The organism is Enterobacter cloacae complex sp. 402C9 (assembly GCF_050030745.1).
GTDB lineage: Bacteria > Pseudomonadota > Gammaproteobacteria > Enterobacterales > Enterobacteriaceae > Enterobacter > Enterobacter intestinihominis.
On the sequence record NZ_JBLGUW010000002.1, the window covers coordinates 82,814 to 107,203 of the forward strand.

The following is a 24,390-nucleotide window of genomic DNA, read 5'->3' on the forward strand; positions in this document are numbered from 1 at the left end:
CCTTAACTCGGTACGACAGCCTACGGCCCCTATCCAATCCCAGGACCTCGTTGCCGTCCAACCTCCCATGACACACCGCCGCCGCGTACAGTCGCGGCGATCTGCTGCCCCAGTCGTGGCTCGATTATCGGCCGCCAAGGCACCAGACTGAACCCCATGCCGTCATCGAGCAGCGCATAGCGACCGCTGGCGAGAATGACCGAGCGCCGGTAGATGCCGGCTACGCGCTGCCCGTCTGTGACGTGCCGATGCTCCAACCCACTATCGGCGGCAATGTGCTGGGCGGCCTGCGCCAGCTCCCGATTGCGCAGCGTTTCCAGCAGATTCCGGGAGAGAATCACCCGCTGCCCACGCCGCTGGGCCAGCCCCTGTTCTTCGAGGAAGTCGGCGCGCTGCTGCAAGGCTTGCTTGGCATCGCCACCAAAGCCCAGGTCGCCCAATCCCCGGCCGCCGCCGATCAGTTGCTGGTCGAGCCAGGTGGCGCCGATCACGCGGGCCTGCCGCTCGATCGGCAGGTGAGATTTCAGGTCCACGGCCACGCCGCCCAGTCGCTGCGCATCGTACTGGCGCCCACGCTCGGATAGGTCGTCCGGCACTTTCCATAGCCCTTCCGCCACGCGCTCCACGATGCCGGCCCGGCGCAGGGCTTCCAGCCGTCGGACGTGGGCCGCGACGACTTCCTGCGGGTCGCGGCCGGGCTTGGCTCGGCCTTGCTCGATCGCCAGGTGATGATCGGTACGGTACAGGCCATCGCTCGCCAGTGCGGCGATGTTCTTGTCCGCCGCCCGTACCTCGGCGGAACCACGCACCTCCACCACCGCGCCGGTGGGGTAGCTCGCCAGTTCGTCGCGGGCGTTCAAAGCGACGTAGTGGGCCTTGCCGTCCACGCCGTCGATGACCAGATAGCCGCGGTCGTGCAGCTCGTCGGCCAGCCCCTTGGCGGCCACGCGGCCGACGAGGGTACGGCCGTCGTCGGCCGGCTCGAATACCGCCAGCTCGCGCGGCTGGCCGCTCATGGCGCGCTGCATGGTGCGGATGATGTCGCCACGCTCGCCCAGGGCACGCAGGGTCTTCTCAGCGTCGGCATGGATGGCCCAGGTGCTGGGCTGCACCTCGTCGGCCAGGCCGAGCCGCTGCAAGCGTTGCAGCCGGCCGATCAGTAGCAGGCGCTGGCGTTGCAACGTCGGTTCGTTGAAGCGTTCGATCCGCACCCGGTCATCCTCGCCGACCTCGCGCTGCAACGTGCGGTCGAGGCTCGTCCACCGCTCTTGCTTCACCTCGCGCTGCCAGGTCTGCTGGATCTCCAGTTCGGTGCGCGGCCCCAGCCATTCCGTCGCCAGCTCGGCGGCGCGATGGCGGAAGCCGTGGGCGATGTAGTCGCCCGCGATGACGAGGTCTCTGCCGGTATCGTCGCGTCCGCGCACGATCAGGTGCGTGTGCGGGTTGTCGGTGTTCCAGTGATCGACCGCCACCCAATCCAGCCGCGTTCCCAGGTCGGCCTCCATGCGGTTCATCAGGTGCCGGGTGTAGGTGCGCAGGTCGTCCAGCTCGGCTCCGTCTTCCGGGGAAACAATGAAACGGAAATGGTGTCGGTCGTCCTGGCAGCGTTCCTTGAAGGCATCGAGGTCGGCATGGTCGGTCTGCGGCCCGTAGGCACGGCCCGGCTCGCCGTCCCGGCCGGCACCGTCGCGCTCGATGTAGCGCAGGTGCTTGGCGAGCGACTGCGGGCTGGCGTTGCGCTGGTTGACCAGCAGCGTCTTGACGGTCACGCGCCGTGACATGGGTGTCAGCTTTGCACCTGCGAAGCGCGCTGCCGTATGGCCGCGCCCAAGCCGTGAGCCGGGCCGCTGGCCCGCGTGCTGGCCGCTCCCGCCAGCGACAGGACGGCGCACCGCCGACTTGCCGCCGCTGGCTTTGCCAGCCCGCTTGAGCACCTTGGAAACGAAGCTCTGGCCCTGGCCTTTGCCTCGGTTCTTCGGCGCGCCAGGGCGCACCCGGAAATCGTCGTCGCGGCGGTCGGTCATGGCAGCGCCCCTGGCAAGCTCCGGCGTCTCCGGGCGTGCGAAGCACGCGGACATGCCTGCATTGGCGCGGGCCTCGCGCCCCACGCGGCACGGCGGCAAAGCCGCTCCGTGCCGCGCCACCCCCATGTGCAGACAGGCCTTCGACGCGGCCCGGTGCCGCGTCCTTTTGTCTTGCCTTCCGCCTTTGCCCCTCGCTCCCGCTCCGGGCATCGGCGGCCCGGCGGCGCTGCTGCACCAGCAGCCAGCCCGCCGGCGAACACGCCAATGGCCGCAGGCCAGGCGCGTTCGAGGCAAGACGCCTGCACGTTGGACGGCTGCGCCGAAGGCAGCGCGAAGTGCGGTGCGAATGCACCCGCACTGCACGTGCGATGACAAGGCGACGAACAGTAGAACGACATGCCCGATGGCACGATGAGAGGCGCGGCAAAGTGCAGCGAATCGGCGGCCATCATGGACGTGTCTCCAGCCAGATCGGATGCGCAACGCCGATCGCGGTGGATGCACTGACCGGCCCGAAATAGCGGCTGTCGAACGACGCTGGGTTGGTCACGCTCAAGAGGAACAGTTCGCCCGGTTCGAGACGGCGGCAAAGCTGCAAGGATGGCAGCGGTCGGCCCTGCCGGTCGGCAGGCAGGGCGGCGGCCACCGGCACGCCGTCGATGCGAACCTGGCCGGCGACGATGCAGACGTGTTGTGGCGCGACTGCGCCCACACGTTTGAGCAGCGGAACGCGGGTCGGTAGGTAACTGCGCTGCGCAGCCAGCATGGCGGCCCTGTCGGGCAGCGGCACCAGCACGATGCTGTCCACGGACAGCGGACGTGGCCGCGAGGCGGTGCGCGGGTCGAACGGTTCGATGCGATACCAACCGACCGCCACGCTGTCGGACGGGTTGTAGGCCATTCGCGGCAGGGGCTGCACGAACGCAGCCCAGGCCAGCGCAGCGAGGCCGACGGTGGCGAAGCCTGCCAGCACGAGGCGAGTGCGCAGGCGCGAGCGAGGATGCGGCACGGGGCCGGTCGTGGAAATCGTGGTCATGGCAATGCCCTCCCTGCCAGCCAGGCGGCGTGCCGTTCTGTGGTGTATGTGGGTAACGCCGAGCGCGCTGCGAGCCGGTTCGCGAGCGTGCGCCAGTACGCGGGCGATGTGTCTGCGGCTGCGATGCCCAGCGCCTCGATGTCGTCGATGCGTTCCAGCACGGCGCGAACGTTGGCATCGCCTTCGGCGTGCAACAGCAGACGCGCGCCCGGCTGCACGCCGGGGATGCGTTGCACGGCGTCCAGCGGCGTGGCGGTCTGCATCACCATGAGCTGCCAGCGGATCGTGCCGTAGTCGTTGGCCTGCCAACGGATGCGGCACAGAACCGCGTTCGGCAGGAACACGGCGCAGCGCCGCCAGCGGTCGAGCTGGAGCGTGCGCGCCGGTTCGCCGAAGCGCAGGTAGAGCTTGAAGCGGGGTTCGATGTAGGTCAGCGTCACGCGCGTCAGCGGCACGTTGCCGGCCTGGCCGGCGAGTGTCGAAGGCGCCGGCGGCGGTGCAGCCGTGGGCGCACTTGCTTTGGGGGTGTGGGCGGTCGAAGCGGATGCGTTCACGGCGTGCCCTCCGGGGGAAACTCCCGCTCCAGCAGGCTGCGCAGCAGTTCGGCTACGGTCACGCCTCGCGTGAAGGCCGACACCTTGATGCGCGCCCGCATGGCGGGCGTGATGTCAAGCGTCAGTCGAGCGGTGTAGAGGTCGCCTTTCTGCAAGGCATCTGCGTCGCCCTGGCGAATCCACGCTTCGGCGTGCGGATTCGCTGGGGGACGTACACCGATGCCGACGCGCTTGCTGCGTGGTGATGGCTTTCCAGTCATGTCGGCCACCGCAGCAGTTCGTCGGTGAGCGCGGCGATCTCGCGGGCAGCGGCGCTGTCGGGCGCGGTTTCGCGGGCGAGCCGGCCAGCGGCTACGCTGTCGGCAAAGACGATGCGCTGGTGGATCTCCGAGCGCAGCGCGGGCAGCGGCTGTTCGGCCAGCGATTGCCGTGCCTCCCTGCCGATGATGGTGGTGCTGACGCGCCGGTTGATGACGAAGGCCGCGCGTAGCGCTGGCCGGAACACCTGTGCTTCGCGGATCAGTGCGACCATCTCGGCAGAAGCCCATACGTCGTAGGGGCTGGGCTGCACGGGGATCAGCACGCGCTCGGCCGCCAGCAGCGCGGAGCGCGCGAGGGCGGCGATGCGCGGCGGGCCGTCGATGATGATGTGATCGGCCCGCCTGGCGAGTTCTGGCGCTTCCTGATGCAGCGTTTCGCGGGCAAGGCCCACGGCGCTGAACAGACGGGGCAGGCCCTGCTGGCTACGCCGCTGCGTCCAGTCGAGCGATGACCCCTGCGGGTCGGCATCCAGCAGGATGACATGCAGGCCGCGCATCGCCAGTTCGCCGGCGATGTGCGTGGCGAGCGTGGTCTTGCCGACGCCGCCTTTCTGGTTGAGAAACGCGAAGATCATGGCGCGGCCCTCCGAGCTGGAAAGCCGGCCTGGGCGTGCCATTTCGTGGTTGTCCACCGAAACGGCGCGCTTCTACTAAAAGTTATGTATTTCTTGTTAGGTAAGTTAGAGGGAACGCAAACCCGCGCCGTTGTTGGCTTTCCGGCGTTTTCGTACTCCTGATAGCACGAGGGTCGTACTCCTGATAGCACGATACCCGGTACTCCTGATAGCACGAGGCCGTCCACAGGTTCTCCCGCAGTTATCCCCGTGCCGCGTGCGGCACGGGCCGGAAGGTCAGCAGCTCGGTGTTGTCGTCCGGCATCCGCTCGATGCCGAGGACGTAGCCGGGCAACGACTGCCGCGCCACCAGGGCGCGCACGTCGTAGGCGAAGTCCGAGAAGCGGGCCGCGCTGCCGGATTTGCGGTACAGGTGTCGGAAGTCGAATTGCCAGCCGTGCTCCTGCCGCCCGCCATGCTTGCGCACCAGGCGGTACAGCCAGCGTTCGATACCGCCTTTCAAGCGGAAATAGGCCGGGTCGATGGTCAGCACCAGGGCGGCGTCGAGCACGCCGGCATAGAACCAGTCCGGCAAGATCAGCTCGATGCCCAGCGGGGTGCCGCTGGCGTCGGCGAGTTCCTTCCACTCGTTGATCCACGAGAAGCGATGCAAGCGCCTTCCCGTGGTTTCGCGGATGGACGTGGCCACCGTGGTCGATTGCAGCCGGTCGAGGGCGGCCTTCAGGCGCTGGTAGTCGTTGAGGGACGTGCCGCGCCCGATGAAGCGCAAAATCTCGTAAGGCGTGGCGCGTATCCAGCGCGACGGGCGCAGGCCCGCGTCGCGCGCCTCCACGATCTGCGAGGCGGCCCATATCAGCACGTCGGCATCCCATATCGTTGCGATGCCGTGCTCCTGCGTGCCTTCCACGCGAATGGTGACGTTCCCGCTGCGGAAGTCGATCGGCGCCGTGCGCCGCGACTTGGCAAGCGAGAAGAACGGAAAGGCCATCAAGTCCTGGGAATCGCGTGGCGCCATGTCGCCCGGCAGCGCTCGGAACAGATCGAGCTGTTCGCGCTGCGGCAAGGCTTGCCCTGGCGGGCTGGACATGGCGAAGGCCACCCACGCGCCGACGATCAGCGGCCATCACGGTAGTCGCCCGCGTGGCGCTCGGCGTATTCGGGATCGGACGTGGCCTCGTAGCTGCGCTGGTCGGCCCAGGCATCGAGGTCGGACACCGCGTACATGACGCGGCGGCCGAACTTGCGGAACTTGGGGCCGCCGCCGATCACCCGCTGCTTCTCCAGCGTGCGCGGCGACAGCCGCAGGTAGTCGGCGGCTTCGTCGTTTGTCAGGTAGCGTTGAGGCTGCGAGGTCGCAGTGACGGCAGCGGCGGCAGGCCGCGAGGGAGCAGGTCGCATGGGATGTACCTCCATCAAGCCCGGCCACACCACGCGGCCGGATAGAGGCACTCTCAAGAAAGCAAGGCTTCTTGCTAAGGGACGATTCGCACGGGTCGAGAAACGTCCCCCCTAATGCGACGGGAACATTGGAAGCTGCGCTAGTCGGCGGTAGCCGCCGTGCATCAGCTCATCGCCGCGGCGTACCAGCCGCCGCACGCGGGCACGCAATGCACTGTCTTTGTGCCAGTCGGCCGCGACGGCATCCGCGCCGAACAGACCTTCGGCCACTTCGCGCAAAGAGGCTCCCGCGAGGGTCGCGTCGAGCGCTTGCAAGGTATGCAGTTCCAGCAGCGCGGCGGGCGTGGGGCGAGAGCGGGCTGTTGCCACAGGCGCGGCCACGGTTGCGGCAGATAGCGCATCCAGCTTCGCAGCGAGCGTGCGGTAGCGCGCACAGGGCGTGGCGCAGGCGCGTGTGGCGTAGAGATAGGCCGAGCCATCTTCTAGGTCGGGTGCGAGTGCGAGCCGAACGCAGCAGCCTGGCCAATGCGATACAAGCACCAGGCGCTTGCCGTCGTGGGTCAGTTGCTTGCGCCCAGGAATGCGCCAGAACTCGAAGGTATGCGCATCGGGTGGTGGGTCGGCGTCGGGGTATAGCTGCACCACGCCGTCGTGATCGGGGAACCAAGCAGGATGTGCATCGCGCGCATCCAGGCCGGGATCTTCCAGCAGGCGCAGGCCCCAGGCCTGCGCCGCATCTGGCTTGCGACGCCGGCGTAGCCAGTCGCGCCGGTAGCTTGCATTCCTGCGCAAATACTCCCAAGCCAGCGCTGGGCCATCGAGGTGCAGCGTGTAGAGATACGCGGCCGTGGGATACCAGTGTTGGCTGCTGCGGTCAGTCATGGCGAAACCTCCCTGTTTCTGGGAACGTCGCCACAATTCCGCTGTGCGGGAGCTATCGAATCGCCATCAAGTGGTCATCAAACTCGGGTTACGCTTTAACTGCTGGTGTCAAGACAGATTCGCTCCAGTGCATTGCCGAAATCGTCTAAATGCGACGACTGCACCGCCCGGAAATGGGGTGCAGCATTGAACACCGTGCCGAATCTCGCGCCTGGCATCATGACTGTTTTGGTCAGGAGCGCACCACCCTGGTGCAAGCATGCGGATCAAGACTTGCCAGGTCTTGGCTAAGACCGAAATAGTCACAATGCGATACTTTTTGCCTGGTCGCGCTGGAATGCGTCAATCGGTGATCGAACCGTTTTCCTGAGCCAGTCGAACGTATTCCGACAGCGGCCGCGTCGGCTGGAAGTACCGATCTCGTATCACGGGCTGCTTGAGCGGCCCGACGATGGACGCCAGATCGGACAGCTTCACCGTCGCCAGGGCAGGCATCCCGATCCCGAGGTCGATCAGGCCGTAGGCCGTATCGCCATCGGTCGGATCGAGCGCGGCCAATAGCCAGGTCGCATGTGCGTCCGGTGTGAACAGGCGCACCACGGGCAGCGGGTCACATTCCTGGCCTGCGGCGCGGGTGAGGCCGTGGGCCAGTAGGTGCACCCGGTCTTCCTCGGTGACAAGCGTGGTCAAGGCCGCGCCCCTTCCACGAACACACGCAATCGCCGAGGCGCATCTGTGCCTGCGGACGGATGCACGTATGCGCAAGCGCACGAAGCCGCAAAAGCGGAGAGGCACGAAGGCGTATTGGTGGAAGTCAGGAAAGACACGGACGCGGTTCCCTGGGTCTGAGGAAATCCGCAGATGCGGATCTCCGTAAAAGCACGGAAAAGGAAAACATCACCACCAAATGAACACTATAGATTGTAGTCCTATAGGGCGCAATGGGCTGTCATCTTGGTTTTTTGGGGAAACCATAGGTGGCAGCGAAGAACTCATTGGCAGCGGCGATTCGGACGGTAAGGAAGGCGCGTGGTTTGAGCCAGGAAGCGTTCTCCAACGTGTCCAGTCGCACCTACATGAGCACGCTGGAGCGCGACCTGAAAAGCCCAACCATCCAGAAGCTGGCCGATCTGTGCGAGGTCATGGAAGTGCATCCGCTCACGCTGCTCACATTGGCTTATGCCGGTGACAGCACCCGCGAAGCTGATGAATTGCTGGCACAGGTGCGCCAGGAACTCAGGGCGATATTGGAAGAGCCCGACACGCCGTAGCGCGTTGGCGTGTGGTACTGAATTGCAGCAAGCGGAGCGCGCAGCGCCGCAGGCGCGAAGGCGTGAGGGATTGAAGCCGGATGGCCGTGACGGCTTGCCGGCACGGGGCGAAGCCCGAAAGCCCGGCGGCGCTTACATCGCCGACACGCCACACACCGCTCGTTGACACGGATTGCGAGCCACAAGGCACGCATGCAGGCCCGCGGTGACGGGCGTATCCAGCACGCGGCAGCAGCAGAAATCCTGCGCGTGCGGTGCTGCGATCAGCAGCATCGCGCCCCGCCGCAGTGGGCGGGACGCGGTAAGCGGCTGTCAGGCCGCCTTCGGCTTGTTGCGCGACCAGATCAGGTCGTGCGTGCCGTCCTCGTTCTCGATCAGGCGGGCATAGACCGTCGCCGGGAACGAAGGGTCGTCGATGGATACGGACAGGTATTCCCGCCCGGCCTCGCTGGTCTTCTTCCACGCTGCGCCGACTTCGTGGCCAGCCGCTTGCAGGTGGAAGTCGGGGGCGTTCTCGGTGTCGCCCTTGTCGTTGGGAACCAGCTTGACCTTGACGTTGAGCGTCAGGGTGCGAAGCGTGCCGGTGAAGCCGTCTTTCTCTGCGGTGAAGGTGCCGATGTTAGCCATGATGTTTCTCCTTTCGGGTTGAACAAGGTCGCGCCAGTGCGTCCTTGTTGTGATCCGGCCGGCGGGGGATGGGCTGGTCGCACCGCGCAGCGGTCGCAACAACGTGGAGAACCTGGAAGCGAAAAGAATTTGTCCCGCGAGGAATGCGCGCAGCGCAGGGGAAATTGTTTTCGCTGCAAGGTTGCGGCCATGAAGCCCAAGGCGCAGCCGCGCCACCGCCAGGATTCACAACAAGACAAGGACGCACAGGCCGCCCGCTCCCGAATGGAGACGTGGCCAACTCGGCATCCCCGCGTGACGGCTGCACCGGCTTGCGCCCTGACGCGGGCCAGGTCAATGCCCCGACGACAAGGCCAGAGCGCCCCTGCCGCAGCTCACGGCCACATACTGAGGCGTGGTGTGGAAGCTCCATAGAAGCGAGGCTGGGCGGCGTGTCGGTGAACCGTCTTTCGTGACGTACAGACAACGAACCGCCAGCGTCGGGGACGGCACGCTTTCGTGCAACCTGCCGCAGCAAGCCGGGGCGTAGCCACACCAGCCCCGCCCATTGCGGCGGGGCTCGGTCGAATCGTTGGCGGCGCGATGCGCCGCCACACTTGCTGGCTTCGTGGATTTCGCGCACGAGCGCCCTTGTGCGTGGCCCCATCGCCGCCGACCGAAGGCGGCGATGGGGCTTTTTTTTAGCAGTGAAACCGGGCGCGGCCACCGCCGCGCCCGGAGTTTTCGACCACCGGCCCCAAGGCGGCACGGCTTGGGGCCGGTGCGGCTCGTTATTTCTTGGTTTCGATGATCCACCACACGGCGCGCGGCAAGGCGCGGCCCGTGAGGGGATGCAGATCGGTCAGGTCGGCGCGGGCCGTCCAGCCACGCGGCGGACGGTAGCCGCGCACGTCGCCGTCGCCGTGCCAGCGGCGGGCGCGCACCGTGCCGGAGGCATAGGTCGCAGCCATACGGGGGCGGTTTGCGGGTTGGTGGGTCATGGCAGGCATCCTCAATATGAAGCGCCCCGGCCGGAACCGGGGCGCTATCTACGGTGCGAAGTCACGCGGCCAAAGCCTCGGCCTGCGGCTGGACATCCGCCACGGCGGCCGCTTCTTCCTGTGCTTCGGCTTCGCCATCCGCCGGCGCGTCCTGCCCGGCCTGCTGCGGGCCTTCGGTGCGGAAGATGGCGGGCATCCAGCCGGTGCCAGCGGCGAGCCGTTCGGCTTCGCTGGCAATGTCGCCCTTCTTCAACTTCGCCAGTCGGGTGACGTGCGAGGGCGCGAACCCGCCAACGGCTTCCAGAATCGCGGCCTTCGGCACATGCCGGAAGTAACCCTCATTGGTGGGCTGCCACCACGCGGCCATATCCAGCCCCACGGCCTGCGCCAGTTCCGCGCCGGGCTGGTGCGGCGTGGCGCGAGGCGTCACCACGTCCACCGTGGAAGCTAAGCACACGGCCAGCAGCCGCACCAGTTCATCCTGTGATTTCGCCAGCAGCGCGGCGAACAGTTCGGCGCTGTCCTCCGGCAAGGTTTCGCCTGCCACCTGTTGCAGTTCGCGCAGCGCCACGGCGGCGGGTGATTCCGGCCAGTCCGGGGCCATGCCTTCCAGCCGGTCTTGCACCGTGAGGCGCACGCCCAGCGGCAGGTCGTGGCCGTAGTGGCTTTCCTGCAAGACGGTCTGCACCATGCCATGCACCACGGCGGCCAGCGCGGCTTGCGGATGCCGGGCCACTTCGATTTGCAGCGCGGCGGTACGGTGCGCGCTCAACCGCTGCGCCAGTCGGTCGGACATGGTGGCGGTCTTGGGCTGCTCGTCGTCCTCGCCTTCGTCCTCGTTTGCGGCTTCGCCTTCGCTGCCGAAACCCTGCCGCAGTCGTTCCAGCGTGCGCAGCGCCTTGGCTTCGGCTTCGCGCAGCAGCCCGCGATGAATCGCGGCCTGCCCGTCGCGGTCGATGGTGACGATGGCACCGGCTGCGGCCTTCACATTGGCCGCATAGTCCAGCAAGCCTTCTTCCAGCGCCTGCAACTGCTCGCCCAGGCGTTCGCCTTCTTCCTGCAAGGCATCGGCCTTTTCTTCGTCTTCGTCGTCCAGCGCGGCATCCACGGCTTCGGCCAGTTCGTGCAGCTTGGTTTGCAGCTTCTCGATGCGCTGCGCGTCGCGCTTGTTCGGACTGCGGCGTTCCCTTGGCGCACGCTGGAAGGCTTGCAGATCGGCATGGGTCATGCCCGGCGTGGCATCCACCCACGCCCAGCCCTCGGCCTGCACCTTGGCGGCGATACCTGCCAGCTTGTCCTGCGCCAGCCGTTCCAGCAGTGCGGCATCGGTCAGATACACGCCTTTGTCGCCCTCCGCGAACAGGTCGCGGCGGATGCCACCGCCTTCCTGCTCGTAGCCGTCCAGCCCGACAAAGCGCACCAGCGGATGCCGGTAGGCGTCGATTTCGCGTTCGGTCAGACGGTCGCGCAGGTTGTGCGGGCTGCGCTGCCATGTCGGCGCATCGTAGAACGCGGCTTCCTGCGCGGCGTGGTCGTCGGTGATGGCAAGGGCCATCAACTGGTCAAGGCTCACGGCCTCGGCGCGATAGTCGGCCAGCAGGCGCGGCGAGACGTTGGCGAGTTTCAAGCGGCGCTGCACCACCAGCGGCGTGACGGAAAAATCCGCTGCGATATCCTCGATGCTGCGGCCTTCGGCCACCAGCGCGGCGAACGCCTCGAACTGGTCGGCGGGGTGCATGGCTTCGCGCTGCACGTTCTCGGTCAGGCTGGCCGTGCGTGCGGTGCCATCGGCCACCTGCAGGCAAGGCACCTCCCATTCCTTGCTGATGCGGTGCTTCTTCGCCAGCAGCTTCAACGCTGCGAGGCGACGGCCACCGGCCACGACTTCGTAATGCTCGCCGTCGGCGGCGGCAATCACGATGAGGTTTTGCAGCAGGCCGACACGCTGGATGCTGGCGGCGAGTTCGGGAATGGACATGCGCGGGGTCTTGCGCACGTTGCGGCCAGTGGGGCGCGACACCAGCCGCGACAGCGGAACCAGAATCAGGTTCTTGGTCGGGTCAGCGGCTTCCAGCGGGATAGCGGCGGCGGTGTTGATGGCGCGGGCTTCGGTTTGGGTAACGGCGTTCATGGTGATAACTCCTATCGGTTCAGGAATGCAGCAGCGAAGAAAGCGACAAGGGCTGCTGCCTGCCCCTGCCGCGTGGGGATTCAGGCTTTCAACTGGCGCATGCCATCGGCCAGCAGCCAGAGGGCGCGATTCAGTCGGATGTTTTGGTCGATGCCCTGCACCGGGCGGGTTTGCTGTCGGCGCCCGTTGGCGCTGCGGCCACGCAGCCCGCCTTGGGTCAGGTTTTCTTGGGTGCGGTTGAACACGCTCCACAGGTCGGGGCGGCGGTCGTCGAAGCGGCGCGGCATCAGGATTTGCGATTCCGTGATGGGCGCGGGCTTGTCGGGGTCGTCGTACTTGAGGGCGAGCGCGGCGCGGGCGAACACTTCGGATTCGCCATCGTCCAAGGTGATGCCGCGCATGGCATCGCGCGATTCCTTCACCCGATCGAAACCGCTCAAGACTTCGTAAGCGCCCTCAATGACCAGACCGGCCACGTCGCCTTTATGGGGCACTCGCACATCGGCCACGGTGTTGCCGCAAACAAGGCCATTGCTGCACACGAACCGGAACATTCCGGCCAGCATCTGATAGCTGCTGGTGCCGTCGTGCGAGTTCAGCAGCACGATTTCGTTGGCCTCCGCGCCGTTGATCTGGCTGGCATGGCGCAAGCGAATCATGTGTTTGGTGTGCTCGCGCTTGCCTTCGTCGCGCACGCGGGTTTGCGTCACCATGAAAGGCTGGAAGCCTTCTTTGCGAAGCTCGGTCAGCACGGCGGCGGTGGGGATATAGGCGTACCGCTGCGAACGGCTCTCGTGCGGGGCATCCGCGAAGATGGACGGGGCCACGCGGTGAATCTGGTCGTCGGACAGCGGGTAATCGCTGCGCAGCGAGGGGGAGCGGAAAGCGAAACGGGATGCGAGTTGCATGGTCTTTCTCCTGACAAAAGAGGTTTGCTGTTCACACCGCACACCGGATTTCTAGATTCGGAGCCCAGCCTTTCGGCTGTTTGGTGCGGTCGGCACGAGGAACCCGGTTGGCCCTGTTGCCACCGTCTTTCCTGAGTTCATCGCCCGCGGCCAAAGGAGCGCGCGGACGGGGGCCGTCAAGGAGCCAAGCGCAGGGTGGGTGCGGCCCGCAGGCGCAGCCGAGGACACGGCCCTGCGCGCCTTGACGGCACACGGGCGCGGGCTACGGTCGCGGGTAAGGTGATGAAGTCAGGGGAGACGGCTGGACAAGGCAACGGCCATCCCTTTGTGCTGACCGCACGCAAGCGAAGCGCGCAGGCCCGAAGCTGGAAGCCGGGCCGTAGGCGTCAGCGATGCGGAAGGCTGGCGAAGCCAGTCCCGCCAGGGATGAGCGACTAGCGAACCTGGAGCAGCGCGATCCGCGAAGCGGAGACGCAAGAGGACTCTTCGTTTACCATTTGTTTCGCAAGCTAATGATGGGAAAGCAAGAACACGGAGATCTAGAGATGATTGTCTGCATCAACCGCCTCAAACAGTTCGGAATCTTCAGCGACTTCAATGGAACGAAGATCCAAAAGTTCGGCCGGTACAACCTGGTCTATGGTTGGAATGGAACAGGCAAGTCAACGTTATCGAATCTATTCTCTTGCTTTGAGCTTCGCTCGATGGTTCCCCGCTTCAGCACGGGCCAATTTTCAGTAGTTCTGGAGGATGGCTCAACGATCACGGAATCCACACTCCACTCATCCCAATTGAATATTCATGTTTTCAATCAACGCTTCGTGCATGAGAACATTGATTGGGACAAATCCGTAAAGAGCATCCTTCTTATTGCGAAAGAGAAGATTGATGACTTGCAGAAGCTGGAGAAGCTGAAGAGCGAGCTTCAGTCGAAAAAGAAGGCTCACGACGACAAGCAAAGCGATATCAAGAAGCAGCGTGAGGCATTAGAGAAGTTCCTGACCAATGCTGCCAAGAAAATGAAGCTTGGACTTCAGGCGATTGATACGAGCGACAGTTATTACTTGAATTACGACCGCCGCAAGCTCTCCAACTTCATACAGAATAACGGCGAGACAATTATCAAGGCGGAGTCGGTTCTTCCAGATGAGAGGGTTATCGACCTTACGAATGCCGCCAAGCCAGATCAGCTTCCAAGCATTGCTTTCGCCTCAACGGCCATTGAGCCGGACTACTTTAAGAAAGCGGCGGGCCGCATCAGAGATTTGATTGGGACTACGGCGGTCAATCAAGCAATCCAGCGGCTTACCGATAACCCGGACATCCGCGAATGGGTTCAAGCAGGCTTGGAAATCCATAAAAACCACGACTCGCAATCCTGCGAGTTCTGCGGCTCTCCGTTCGCCCAGCTTCGTGCCGAGGCGCTTGCTGCCCACTTCAGCAAGGAGTTCACGGAGTTTCAGAGCCGACTTCAGAATGCGGCGACATGGATTGAATCTCAAGGCGCTCCAGCTAATCAGTTTCCCGCATCGACCGAGTTTTATAAAGAACTATCGGCCGAGGCAGAAAAGCTTCAAAAGGACTACGCAACTGCTGCTGAAAAGATCGACCAGCAAATGGACGCCTGGCGGGAAGCCCTGAAGGCCAAGATCACAGACCCTGGGAAGACAGACATTCAGATCTCGGATGTGGTTGAAGACGATGTCACCAATTTCAATGACATCCTGAAGTCGATTGTTGCTCTCGTTGGAAAGCACAACAATAAGACTTCAAATTTCAAATCTGAGACCTCAAAAAGCAAGGTGGCACTGGAGCTTCACTTTGCTGCGGCTGAGGTGCAAGAGTTTGACTATGCTGGAAGTGAGAAGAAGTGCAATGACCTTGAGTCAGAAGCAAAGAACGACCATAAGGAAATTGAAAAAATTAGTCTAGAGGTCGGAGCCATAGAAGCGGCGCTCTCGAATGAAACGGTCGGGGCAAAGGAGTTCAATGACATCCTGCATCGCTTCATTGGCCGCTCTGAGCTTTGCCTGAACTTCAATCAGAAGAAGAAAGGCTATGAGATCATCAGAAACGGGGTTGGTGAGCACGATGGGAATTTGAGCGAAGGTGAGAAGACTGCGATTGCATTTGTCTATTTCATCACGAAGCTCAAAGAAAATGGAAATAACATCAAGGATACGATCGTCGTCGTTGACGATCCGGTCTCAAGCTTTGATTCTAATCACTTGTTTCACGCCTACTCGTTTTTGAGAACGCAATGCACTGAAGCCAAGCAACTTTTTGTGCTGACTCACAACTTCACTTACTTTAAGCTAGTGAGAGACTGGTTCACTGGCACCAATAGGAATCGAGTCAAAAAAGGCAACGCCGAGAATTGCTTCTTTTATCGCCTGGATGCGCCACCTGGCTCCCCTCGTCACTCCCTACTTGTGGATGCCGACGACTCACTCAAGAACTACGGTTCCGAGTACCACTATATCTTCAAGAAGCTTTACGAATATAGGGCGCACACGACACTCAATCGAGATGAGGCGTTCTTGACCGCCAACCTCGCCCGAAAGCTTGTTGAATCGTTTTTTACCTTCAAATATCCAAGGCGGCGAAGCGACATTAGTCAATTGATGGAGGCTGGCCTAAAAGATTGCACCATCACGACACCAGAGCTTAAAGAAAAAATCTACCGCTTTATCAATAAGTATTCACATAGCGACGTTATTGAGATAACAGAGGAATCCGCAGAAAACTTGGCAGGCGAAAGCCACAGCGTCATCGGGAACATCTTCCAGTGGCTGGAAGAGGTGGACAAGAAACATTACGACGAGATGATTCAGGTTGCGACGGCCTGAGCATCAGGCCGCGAGGGCCATAGCTATGCCACCAGGCGCAGCAAAAAGGGGCCGAAGCCCCTTGGGCTAGATCAGCCCATGCTCGGCGAACGATGCCGTTTCGTTGCCCGCAACGATGATGTGATCGAGCACGCGCACGTCCACCAGACCCAACGCTTCCTTGAGCCGCTGGGTCAGCGCCCGGTCAGCCGCGCTCGGCTCGGGGTTTCCGCTCGGATGGTTGTGCGAAACGACGACCGCCGCCGCATTGAGCCGCAGCGCCTCCTTGACCACTTCGCGCGGATACACCGACGCACCGTCAATAGTGCCGTGGAACATCTCCCTGTATTCGATCAGACGATGGCGCGTATCCATGAACAGCACTACGAACACCTCATGCTCGAAGCTGGCCAACTTTGTACGCAAGTATTCCTTGACCGCCGCCGGCGAAGTGAACTCTGCTCCGCGCTGCATTTTCCGGTCAATGACCTGGCGCGCAGCTTCCAGAATGTCGTCGGCCGATGCCGGTAGATAGCGCCCGTGCGCGTCGCGCACCAGCAGACAGGAATCGAACGAGGGAAAGGACAGTTGCGACATGATCGTGCTCCGGTTGCTCGGGCGGAATTGCCCGGAACCGGCGGCAGCACGGCGCAGCGCAAGCAGTCAGGGGTCGCAGACGGCCGCCAGGACGCAAGCGCGCATGGCGCGCGCCGCCCTTGACGGCGAGAACGCCGTGATACGGTGAAGGGAACAGCAAGACCGCCCACACCCGCCCACTGCACAGAGTCGATTTTTGGCAAGCGGAGCGCGCAGGCCCGGATCAACGAGCCGGGACGGAGGCGTCAGTGATGGAAGCCCGACAGGGGCGAGACTCGCGCAGCGAAGCTCGATGCGCAGCACGACAGCGCGACGGCGGCACGCCGGGACGCCCGACTGCTTGGGACAGGACTACTCGTTGTCCGTCTTGCGCTGCTCGATTTGCAACTGCGCCCGTTGCGTTGCCTGTTGCAGCCGCTCCACCAGCACGCCCCTCGGCGGCAAGGCGGTCAGATACTCGGCAACGTGGATGCCGGACTTGTCCAGCTCCAGCAATTCGATCTGCTCGCGCTTCTTGCCGGTGCAAAGGATGATCCCGAGCGGCGAGGCTTCCTCCGGCTCCCGTTCGTGCTTGTCTAGCCACCGAAGGTAAAGCTCCATCTGCCCTTTGTAGGCCGCCTTGAAGTCACCTACCTTCAACTCCACCGCAACCAGCCGCCGCAGCTTGCGGTTGTAGAACAGAAGGTCAAGGTGGAAATCCTCGTCGTCGATCGGAATGCGCTTCTGCCGGGCGACGAATGAGAAGCCCGCGCCCAGCTCCAGCAGGAAGGACTCCATTTCACGGATGATCGCCGCTTCCAAGTCGCCTTCCTGCCAAGTGTCCCGCAGGCCCAGGAAGTCGAGGATGTACGGGTCGCGCATGACCAGGGCCGGCGACATGCGCTGCGCATCGCGCAGGGTCGCCAACTCCTGCGCTATGGTTTCTTCCGGCTTTTGGGAAAGCGCCGTGCGCTCGTACAGCATCGAGTCGATACGCTCGCGCAGCGTCCGCACGCTCCAGCGTTGGGTGCTGGCCATCTGTGCGTAGTAGTCCCGCTGGAGCGGGTCTTTCAGCGGCATCAGGGCGATGAAGTGCGTCCAGCTCAATTCTCGTATCAGTGATACGAGAATTCGCTCGTCGGGGAAGGTGGCGGCGAACTGCACCATGCGGCGCAAGTTCTGCTCTGCAAAGCTGCTGCCGTACTCCTCCACCAACTGCGCAGCCAAGGTGGGCAGAACTTCCTTGCCGTAGGCGCCCCGGCGCCTGTCCAAGACCTGCGTGTGGATGCGTTGGCCGATGCGCCAGTAGAGCATCGTAAGCTCGCTATTCACCGTCGAGGCGGCGCGCTTGCGCGCCGCCTCGATCAGTGCCCGAATGTCGCCCAGCAGCGCCGCGGGCGCTGCGAGCGATGCTGCTGATGGCCGGCGCCCGTTCATGCCACCGCCTCCGCAAGCTGCCGCGCGCCCGTGATGGCTTGGCGGCGGCTGGCCACCAGCTCGGCCGCCTCGCGCACCGGCTTGTCCTCGGTGTGGACGTAGTGCATGAACATCGCCACGGTCTTGTGGCCCGTCAGCTTCATTCCCACTTTGGTCGGCACACCGGAATTGGCAATGTCGGTGGTCGAGCGATGACGGATGCCGTGCGTGCCTACGTGCGGCACGCTGGCGGCCTTGAGCGTCCGGCACCAGCCGCCATAGTGCTCGCCAAAGGTCAGGTGCTTGGCCGGGTCGTTCGGCGACGGCAGGACGTAAGGGCAGCCTTCCAGACGCGGCGCCGTCGAAAGCAGCCGATAGGCTTCCTCGCTCATGGGCTTGGAAATGCCGCCAACCTTGCTGTCGGGCCACACCACGCGCCGGTTCTCGAAGTCCAGCCAGCTCCATTCGAGCGGGCAGATTTCGGAGCGCCGCGCCGCAAACTCGAATTGCAGCCGGATCGCCAACGGGATGACGTAGTTCTCCAGCCCCTCCGCCTCCAGTTTCTCCAACTGGCGGAAGATCCGCACCATTTCCTCGTCCACGATGAGCCGGGTTTCCTTGCCCGGCGGGTACATCGGGACGTGGCGGCACGGATTCGTACCGTCCGGGCGGAAGCCCCAGACTTCGGCCAAGTTGAACATCTTGCGCAGCACGCCGAAGGTCTTGTTGGCCTCGGTCGGCTTGTAGGCCAGCTTTTCCATGAGCCCCGCAATGTCGGGCCGCTTCACGTCATGCACCTTCTTGCGGCCCAGCAGCGGGATGATGTTGCGGTCGATGACGCCCTGGTAGCCGTCCTGCGTGCTGACCTTGTTGCGCTTCTTGGAGTAGTCCTCCATGAACTTTTTGCACAACTCGGCCATCGTGGGCGCCTTGCGCGCCTCGGCCTTGGCACCGCCGGGATCACCACCCCGGCGAACCTCGGCCAGCCAGTCCTGCGCTTTGACCCGCGCCTGTTCGACGGTTAGCTCCCCGTAGAGTCCCAGCGAGGGCTTGCGGGGCTGGCCAGAGTTCGTGCGGTACTGGAGCATGAACACCCGGCGTCCCGTCGGGGTAATCTTGCAAAGGAAGCCGGGCACGACGGTATCCCGTAGTTCGATGTCCTTCGCCTGGGGTTGCGCCGACTCTACGGCGGTCTTGGTGAGCTTGATCTTTGCCATGATGACTCCTTGGAACGACCCGGATTCCAGGAGCCAGATAGGAGCGGCGCGAGGGAGAACCGGGTCAAGTTTCAGAAAGCACCGGCATATGATGGACGCGCGTAAGCTATTGATAAACCTGTTGTATCGGGCTACGTCGCAGTCCAGCGAACTACCGGGCTGGAGTCATCGTGAAACAAAAAAAGGGGGCCCGCCAGTTCAGCAACGAGCCGGAGTTATACGTCAAATAGTTGCAAAAAAAATTAGATTCCCGGAACAAATCCACATAAGATTGGGATACTGTACTTTTGCTGAAAATAACTTAAGGTTGACCATGTCCGAAACTAAACAGGCGTATTTGATGAAATTTCGTAAGTGCTCTTCATTTGACACACTGGAAAAAGTATTTGAACGACTCTGTGAAAAGAATGTTGGTATAGTTTCACTAGAAATTTCCGGGGCATATGACCATCGAAAAGCTGAACTGACAATGAAAAAACTCTACGATAAAGTCCCCGCCAGTGTATGGACCCTGGTTCGTCAGTAAAATGAAAATCCCGGGAACCATTATACAGCCGACGTTTAACAAAAAGAGGTTTATGAAATCGTCTGTTGAACATATAAATTTATTAAATTATTTATTACCACCTCTGGGAATTAGTTTAATCAGAAAAGTAATAACTTCACTTAAAATGCTTTACTTGCTCTGTTGTGGTAAAACGCATGGGAATTAAACCTTTATTAATTTTAACTCTTCCATTCATCTCCTTTTATTTAAACGCGGCGAGCCTAAACGAGTTCAGTCAAAAACTGGATGAAGGTTACCGTTACGCCTGTAACGCAACTCAGACGGGCAACGCAGAGGTTGCCTCTCTGGCGCTTGAGAACTACAGGGCAAATTTCACTACCTCAGACCCAAAAGTTGGTTTCAGCCAGATAATGAATGATGAAATAAACAAGGTTGTCTCGAATTTTTTCAGAATGGGCATGATCCAGGGGAACACCAGTACTGCGGCCTGCGAGACGCCTTCGGAGTTGCTGAGTCAGACCGCTTTGGCGGTATATTCCCGACAGGAAAAGGCGGCGTTGGCATCGAGCCTTGATGCTGTCCGCTTCACTGAATATGCGGCGCAGGCCTACCCGATTTTTGATTCAATCCGGAGTACAAGCATCAGTGAGGATGAAGTAATTAATCAGATTAATAAAATTGGGAATAATGCAATTATAAATGACAAGAATGCTATTGACGCCAGCAATGCGACAAGTGCGATGAAAAACGTAGTGACTGTACTTTTTTCTGCCCGGAGTGACCCGGAACTTATGCAATTTATGATGGGTTATATTGATCAACACAAACTGCATTGAATGTAGGGTCCAGTATTTATATTAAATCAGCTTTCGTCCTGAAAGTGAGCCCACTGTTGGAATGCTCACTAATTCCGGTTCCGTCCGTATTAATAAGTCTCACTGCTGGTGGAGGGACGGGCAACCGGAAAAGTAGCTTTTTACCAGCATAGAATTGCCATCGCTTTATCCATTTGCCCCTGCCACAGTAATAAAAGCAACTTAAAAACTCATGAAAAAAGACCTCTTATCGAAATGTCATACTGCTTTCGTCCGATATAGTGAATGTCTGTATGCTGCGGGGGAAATAACATGCGAAAGAGCTATACCTATGGGATTCCTTTCGGACTCCATCGCGAAACTGGACGGTATCTGGACATCACGGAAGTAAGCAGAGGGAGTGCATGCAACTGTATCTGCCCCGGGTGTCGTACGGATTTGATCGCCAGGCAGGGTGAGGTCAAACTCTGGCACTATAGCCACACCACGGACCTCTTCGGTGATTGTGACGGCTTGATGGAGGCGATTCGGGGAAAAATTATTGAAGTTGTCCGGGAAAGACATCTTCTCGGTTTCCCGCATCTTCTGGCCGGTTATGAAGGCGGGAAGGTGCCACTTGATGAGGTAAGCGGCAGCGGAAGCATGTTCGGCGCCACGGCAGATCTGTTTGTGAAGGTTAACGACCTCTGTGTCGCCGTGTTTCTTGATACCGATCGCAGCGTGGCCGGGAAGCTGACGTTCGACCATCTCCATCCCTCGGAAATGGTAGCAGCATTACGTATCGATCTGCCGGATATAGAATACGAAATCAGTCAGGTACAACTTGGCAGGCGAGATGGAACCTACAGCGAACGTATCGAGAAAATTATCATTGATGAGACGGAGTCACGAGAGTGGTTGTATCATCCCATGATGCAGGAACTGGGGACTGAACCCCTGAAGGTTTATCAGGGCCGTGAGCCTGCGGAAGCAGGACCACTTCTCCAGCGTCTTTCCGACTGCTACATGAAGCTGCCGGACATCTTACCCCAGAGCATGAATACGCTGATAAGAATGCAGCAGGACACCATCGTTTGTTTGTGTCGGCTCACCGTCAGAGCATCCAATATAGCCCAGACTGATGAATTTCCGCTGTTTATACGTTACTTCCGTCTGCATTGTCTCGACACCAGTGAGCATGTGAATTACGAGAAATTGCTGAACTGGCAGGACATGATCACAAAATCACAGGAAGGGCAGTCGCTAACGATGGAGGAACGGGATTATCTCCAGGAAATCGCCCGTATTGGCCTCTACAACCACCGACTTAAAAGTGTCTGCCTGACGGCCTGCGAAGACAGTAAGGTGGCAACAACTGAAGGACCAACAAATTTCTCATTGCTCTGAAGGGGGCTGGTGAGTTACGGGCCTGGCGGGCATGGAAACGTAAACAAAATCTACTTGCTCGCCTTAAGCAGTAATGGGTTGTTCATTTCTTACATGGTCTCAGAGTACCTATCATGATCAGTCCGGTAATATAAACTGGCACAGCCATCATAACAGCCCAACGCTAATGGACATACATTAGCGTTGGGCTGTTATGGCCGAAAGACTGGATCAGGAGTTCCGGATTTTTGCGCGGTAGGTGTGTTTGATCCTTTCAATCGTGGCAAGAGATGCATTCCAGTAGCGTTCAGCGTCGGGGCGATATTGGTCATCGAAGATGCAAAGATTCAATAATAGTGTAATTAGCGTCTCCTGGCGGCAAAGTCAGTCGGCCGGAACTGGTAAACTGTATTCCACCTCACCCGGGCTGGCGGGCGACTGACGTCTTGCCGGTTCATAGCCGGTGGTCGCGTCTGACAATGCGGTGTCCTGCCGGTAGTGACGCTGGCAGGGAGGTTTGCCAAATATACCCTACAGGGACTTCAGGAATGAATACGTTCGAACAGTTTAAAGCACAGGTCACCCAACATGCCTGTGGACTCGGTCCGGAACAACTGGCCGGGTACTGGGGGCGGTCCACCAGCGGCGAATGTGTTTCGCCATCGTATGAAGTGTTCAGGGGTTATCCGACCCGCCATCCGCTGGCGGAGTTTGTGGAGATGGCTGCATCCCGCAACGGCATCAGGCCGGATGACTACCTGGGTGATTTACTCCGGGGGCCGCATGAGGTTGTCGGCTCCCTGACGGATGACAGCACGTCACCCGCCGCCAGCCTGCCTGTCTATTTCTTCCCGGGTGCCGGGATTTACGCTGCGGCGGTCAGTGATACCGAGGTGCTCGATGTCTGGATGAGCTGGCCTTGCTACCCGGAAAACTGGTGAACATCCGAAACCGGGTTAACCGGCCGGGGATGATTTCCACGACAGTTGGTGCGGACGTGATAACACAATTGCATGTCCTCATCCCTCAAGCCCCCTGCCAGGCCCCAACGTGCTGTCAGGCTTCGCCTGATTCCCGATCTGCGCCGGTACTTCAGCCGATAACTTTTTGTTTTCTTTTTATTTTCTCCCCATTTCCTCAAAGTTCGCGGGCGGCGTGGACAGGGCACCATTGCCGCATGTGGGGTCTTAATAAGGGCAGGGTGGTCAGGTTTGCTCGATGCCGGGGGTAGGCCCTACCCTTTATGGGATGAGGACATGCAATTCACTAAATTAATCGACAGCACCGGTGGTGACTTATCTGTAACGGGTCAGTTTTGATACGGGGAATGTTTCAGGGTTAAGATCTGGAATCATAAAAATATACGCTCCCGTTCAGGACATACGACTTGAAATGGATAATGCCATTAAAGGAATTCCAGCCTTTCGTCGATAACAGTTTCTGACCATCGCCATAACCATGTCATGGAGGAGACTAACCGTGTTTCAGAGGTGAGCTGGTGCCTGGCAAAACATACAAACTCAAATATCAGGAAGCGAGTTTAGTTGTTTATAACATGCAGCCGTGTAACTGATTAGGTACCGGCAAAAGGAGGAAATAATGTTTGAAAACTACGTTTGTAAAATCTATGTAAGCAATGATCCTCATTTTAGTAGCCATCTCGAAGCAACTGCGTTTGGTTTCGATAATGGTCAGCAGCAAAAGATTCTCACCGCAGCCCATGTTGTTACCAATGCTCTTGGAAAAATTTATCCCGTCAGCAATACACTTAAACTTTACGTCAAATTTCTTAACCATCAAGGACTGGTGAACGAAGAGCCTGTTCTAGTCGATTTCATTCTCAATGAGGCTAATGACAGGGCAGACTTTAAAGACGGCATTCCGTTTGTTGACAGTGCAGAAATCGTATTACCAGCTGGAATACAACAGCCTGTAAGTAGTTACTTTAAGGTCCTGGCTCCCGCAGCTGGCATGGGTACATTGGGTGTCGGATATCCAATGAATGAGACAACAATTTCGACATTCCCTGGTGAAGTTTCAGGCATTTGGCCTTTAAATTGCTCAAATCATTCTCCCCAACATCTCACAACTCGCTTTGTAATAGCACATTTCAACACCGATGGTTGCTCTGGTGGACCCTATGTCGTCTCCGAGAATGACGAGCATTTTGTCATTGGAAGTCTGGTTGGAATAATGTCTGGAACCTGCCCAGATTCAAATCCACACATGTCTGTTCAGTCCGCTACTGATTTTTAGCAAAGTCAGTTCCAAAATGACGCTGGCACGATAGTTATTTTGGGTCTGCCCGATATGGCGTCTGCCCTTACTAACAGCAACAGCATTGAAACTGACAAACATGAACTCGAAAGTGCCACAATAGTAAGTCATGATTTCTTCATCACTTTTATGGTGCTCTTTTTCACCTATCACACAGCAAGTTATGAATACGAGGCCTGTAATGGACGCTACCGAAACTGAAGAGCTCGAAAAAATTCGCAAGAAGGCAATGGATGAAGTTACAAGTGCTCTTCAGGCGCTTGAAAATAAGTTCCCGGGTATTACTGAGGGCGCAGCAGCTTTGGCGGGGTCAGGCGTAGGCGCAGCGGCTTCCTTCGGTGCTCTCTATACGCTTGGTACAACGGGAGTGTCAGCAGCAGGCATAACCTCCGGGCTCGCTACAGCAGGGTCTATCGTCGGTGGCGGTATGGTTGCAGGCATTGCGGTATTGGCCGCACCTGTAGCTGTGTTAGGGATTGGCGGGTACGCGATAGTGAAACACAAAAAAAATGCGAAACTGACTGCCGCCCTTAGTCAGGCCATCCAAAAGCTCTACGAAGTTCAGGAAAGGTTGATGTCGAATGCGGAATATTTTAAGGCAGAAATTGCTGGCATCAAGGCAACAATCGACATGCTTACTAAGAAAGCTCCAAAAGGTAGCCTGGTCGCGGTGAGGTAAACA

General features: G+C 60.2%; 24 protein-coding genes. 8 read left to right on the top strand and 16 right to left on the bottom strand.

Features of this window, described 5'->3' with window-relative positions; all coding sequences use genetic code 11:
* Positions 1-29 precede the first annotated feature (29 nt).
* From ACQG1K_RS23015 to ACQG1K_RS23055, 9 genes are all read right to left on the bottom strand, one after another.
* Positions 30-2,024, bottom strand: coding sequence for a relaxase/mobilization nuclease and DUF3363 domain-containing protein (locus tag ACQG1K_RS23015; protein WP_016487835.1), 1,995 nt, complete (start codon positions 2,022-2,024; stop codon positions 30-32).
* Between the two features lie 448 nt (positions 2,025-2,472).
* On the bottom strand, positions 2,473-3,060 hold the full coding sequence (locus ACQG1K_RS23020; RefSeq protein WP_006379345.1) for a S26 family signal peptidase: 588 nt from the start codon (positions 3,058-3,060) through the stop codon (positions 2,473-2,475).
* Entirely contained in the window at positions 3,057-3,614 is a 558-nt protein-coding gene (locus tag ACQG1K_RS23025) for a DUF2840 domain-containing protein (protein ID WP_426721134.1), read from the bottom strand. Before ACQG1K_RS23025 ends, ACQG1K_RS23020 begins: the two co-directional genes overlap by 4 nt.
* Entirely contained in the window at positions 3,611-3,874 is a 264-nt protein-coding gene (locus ACQG1K_RS23030; protein WP_022652187.1) for a hypothetical protein, read from the bottom strand. The genes ACQG1K_RS23025 and ACQG1K_RS23030 overlap by 4 nt, the downstream gene beginning before the upstream one ends.
* Complete coding sequence (parA, locus tag ACQG1K_RS23035; protein ID WP_003092312.1) at positions 3,871-4,509, bottom strand: ParA family partition ATPase; 639 nt, start codon at positions 4,507-4,509, stop codon at positions 3,871-3,873. Before parA ends, ACQG1K_RS23030 begins: the two co-directional genes overlap by 4 nt.
* A 241-nt stretch (positions 4,510-4,750) precedes the next feature.
* The gene (locus ACQG1K_RS23040) at positions 4,751-5,572 is read right to left on the bottom strand and encodes a replication initiator protein A (protein ID WP_022580213.1); all 822 of its coding nucleotides are present in this window, start codon (positions 5,570-5,572) and stop codon (positions 4,751-4,753) included.
* Positions 5,573-5,622: 50 nt separating this feature from the next.
* Positions 5,623-5,907, bottom strand: a complete 285-nt coding sequence (locus ACQG1K_RS23045; protein WP_001247107.1) for a helix-turn-helix transcriptional regulator — start codon at positions 5,905-5,907, stop codon at positions 5,623-5,625.
* A gap of 111 nt (positions 5,908-6,018) precedes the next feature.
* A complete protein-coding gene (locus ACQG1K_RS23050) occupies positions 6,019-6,789 on the bottom strand; it encodes a DUF2285 domain-containing protein (protein WP_006379424.1) in 771 nt (256 codons plus the stop codon).
* A gap of 342 nt (positions 6,790-7,131) precedes the next feature.
* Positions 7,132-7,479 (bottom strand): DUF2958 domain-containing protein, encoded by a 348-nt coding sequence (locus ACQG1K_RS23055; protein ID WP_016487838.1) that lies wholly within the window; start codon positions 7,477-7,479, stop codon positions 7,132-7,134.
* A 287-nt stretch (positions 7,480-7,766) separates the two neighbouring features.
* Between ACQG1K_RS23055 and ACQG1K_RS23060 the strand changes: the two genes are divergently transcribed.
* Positions 7,767-8,060, top strand: a complete 294-nt coding sequence (locus ACQG1K_RS23060; RefSeq protein WP_006379425.1) for a helix-turn-helix domain-containing protein — start codon at positions 7,767-7,769, stop codon at positions 8,058-8,060.
* Positions 8,061-8,372: 312 nt separating this feature from the next.
* Here ACQG1K_RS23060 and ACQG1K_RS23065 read toward each other — a convergent pair whose 3' ends face one another.
* The 4 genes from ACQG1K_RS23065 to ACQG1K_RS23080 all read right to left on the bottom strand — a co-directional run bounded on the left by ACQG1K_RS23065 (position 8,373) and on the right by ACQG1K_RS23080 (position 12,706).
* Entirely contained in the window at positions 8,373-8,687 is a 315-nt protein-coding gene (locus ACQG1K_RS23065; RefSeq protein WP_001273857.1) for a DUF736 domain-containing protein, read from the bottom strand.
* 770 nt (positions 8,688-9,457) lie between these two features.
* Positions 9,458-9,667, bottom strand: coding sequence for a hypothetical protein (locus ACQG1K_RS23070; RefSeq protein ID WP_016487839.1), 210 nt, complete (start codon positions 9,665-9,667; stop codon positions 9,458-9,460).
* A 61-nt stretch (positions 9,668-9,728) separates the two neighbouring features.
* Entirely contained in the window at positions 9,729-11,798 is a 2,070-nt protein-coding gene (locus tag ACQG1K_RS23075; RefSeq protein WP_006379606.1) for a ParB/RepB/Spo0J family partition protein, read from the bottom strand.
* 80 nt (positions 11,799-11,878) lie between these two features.
* Positions 11,879-12,706 carry a DUF932 domain-containing protein gene (locus ACQG1K_RS23080; RefSeq protein WP_003092327.1) on the bottom strand — a complete coding sequence of 276 codons (828 nt, stop codon included), beginning with the start codon at positions 12,704-12,706 and terminating at the stop codon, positions 11,879-11,881.
* 392 nt (positions 12,707-13,098) lie between these two features.
* Here ACQG1K_RS23080 and ACQG1K_RS23085 point away from each other — a divergent pair, with 392 nt between their 5' ends.
* Positions 13,099-15,555: an ATP-binding protein gene (locus ACQG1K_RS23085; protein ID WP_016487840.1), complete on the top strand. Its 2,457-nt coding sequence runs from the start codon at positions 13,099-13,101 to the stop codon at positions 15,553-15,555.
* 66 nt (positions 15,556-15,621) lie between these two features.
* Here the strand turns inward: ACQG1K_RS23085 and radC are convergent, their stop codons facing one another.
* The 3 genes from radC to ACQG1K_RS23100 all read right to left on the bottom strand — a co-directional run bounded on the left by radC (position 15,622) and on the right by ACQG1K_RS23100 (position 18,743).
* Positions 15,622-16,131, bottom strand: a complete 510-nt coding sequence (gene radC / locus ACQG1K_RS23090) for a RadC family protein (RefSeq protein ID WP_016487841.1) — start codon at positions 16,129-16,131, stop codon at positions 15,622-15,624.
* 351 nt (positions 16,132-16,482) lie between these two features.
* The gene (locus tag ACQG1K_RS23095; protein WP_016487843.1) at positions 16,483-17,547 is read right to left on the bottom strand and encodes a PDDEXK nuclease domain-containing protein; all 1,065 of its coding nucleotides are present in this window, start codon (positions 17,545-17,547) and stop codon (positions 16,483-16,485) included.
* A complete protein-coding gene (locus ACQG1K_RS23100) occupies positions 17,544-18,743 on the bottom strand; it encodes a tyrosine-type recombinase/integrase (protein ID WP_014603550.1) in 1,200 nt (399 codons plus the stop codon). Before ACQG1K_RS23100 ends, ACQG1K_RS23095 begins: the two co-directional genes overlap by 4 nt.
* 313 nt (positions 18,744-19,056) lie before the next feature.
* Here ACQG1K_RS23100 and ACQG1K_RS23105 point away from each other — a divergent pair, with 313 nt between their 5' ends.
* The 6 genes from ACQG1K_RS23105 (at position 19,057) to ACQG1K_RS23130 (ending at position 24,387) form a co-directional block, all read left to right on the top strand.
* Positions 19,057-19,269 carry an Hha/YmoA family nucleoid-associated regulatory protein gene (locus ACQG1K_RS23105; protein WP_022652191.1) on the top strand — a complete coding sequence of 71 codons (213 nt, stop codon included), beginning with the start codon at positions 19,057-19,059 and terminating at the stop codon, positions 19,267-19,269.
* A 176-nt stretch (positions 19,270-19,445) separates the two neighbouring features.
* Positions 19,446-20,087: a hypothetical protein gene (locus ACQG1K_RS23110; protein ID WP_015063153.1), complete on the top strand. Its 642-nt coding sequence runs from the start codon at positions 19,446-19,448 to the stop codon at positions 20,085-20,087.
* 291 nt (positions 20,088-20,378) lie between these two features.
* Positions 20,379-21,452: a hypothetical protein gene (locus ACQG1K_RS23115; protein WP_022652192.1), complete on the top strand. Its 1,074-nt coding sequence runs from the start codon at positions 20,379-20,381 to the stop codon at positions 21,450-21,452.
* Between the two features lie 527 nt (positions 21,453-21,979).
* A complete protein-coding gene (locus ACQG1K_RS23120; RefSeq protein WP_022652193.1) occupies positions 21,980-22,372 on the top strand; it encodes a hypothetical protein in 393 nt (130 codons plus the stop codon).
* A 658-nt stretch (positions 22,373-23,030) separates the two neighbouring features.
* Entirely contained in the window at positions 23,031-23,687 is a 657-nt protein-coding gene (locus ACQG1K_RS23125) for a trypsin-like serine protease (protein WP_000462754.1), read from the top strand.
* A 202-nt stretch (positions 23,688-23,889) separates the two neighbouring features.
* A complete protein-coding gene (locus ACQG1K_RS23130) occupies positions 23,890-24,387 on the top strand; it encodes a membrane protein (protein ID WP_000340139.1) in 498 nt (165 codons plus the stop codon).
* Positions 24,388-24,390: the final 3 nt, after the last annotated feature.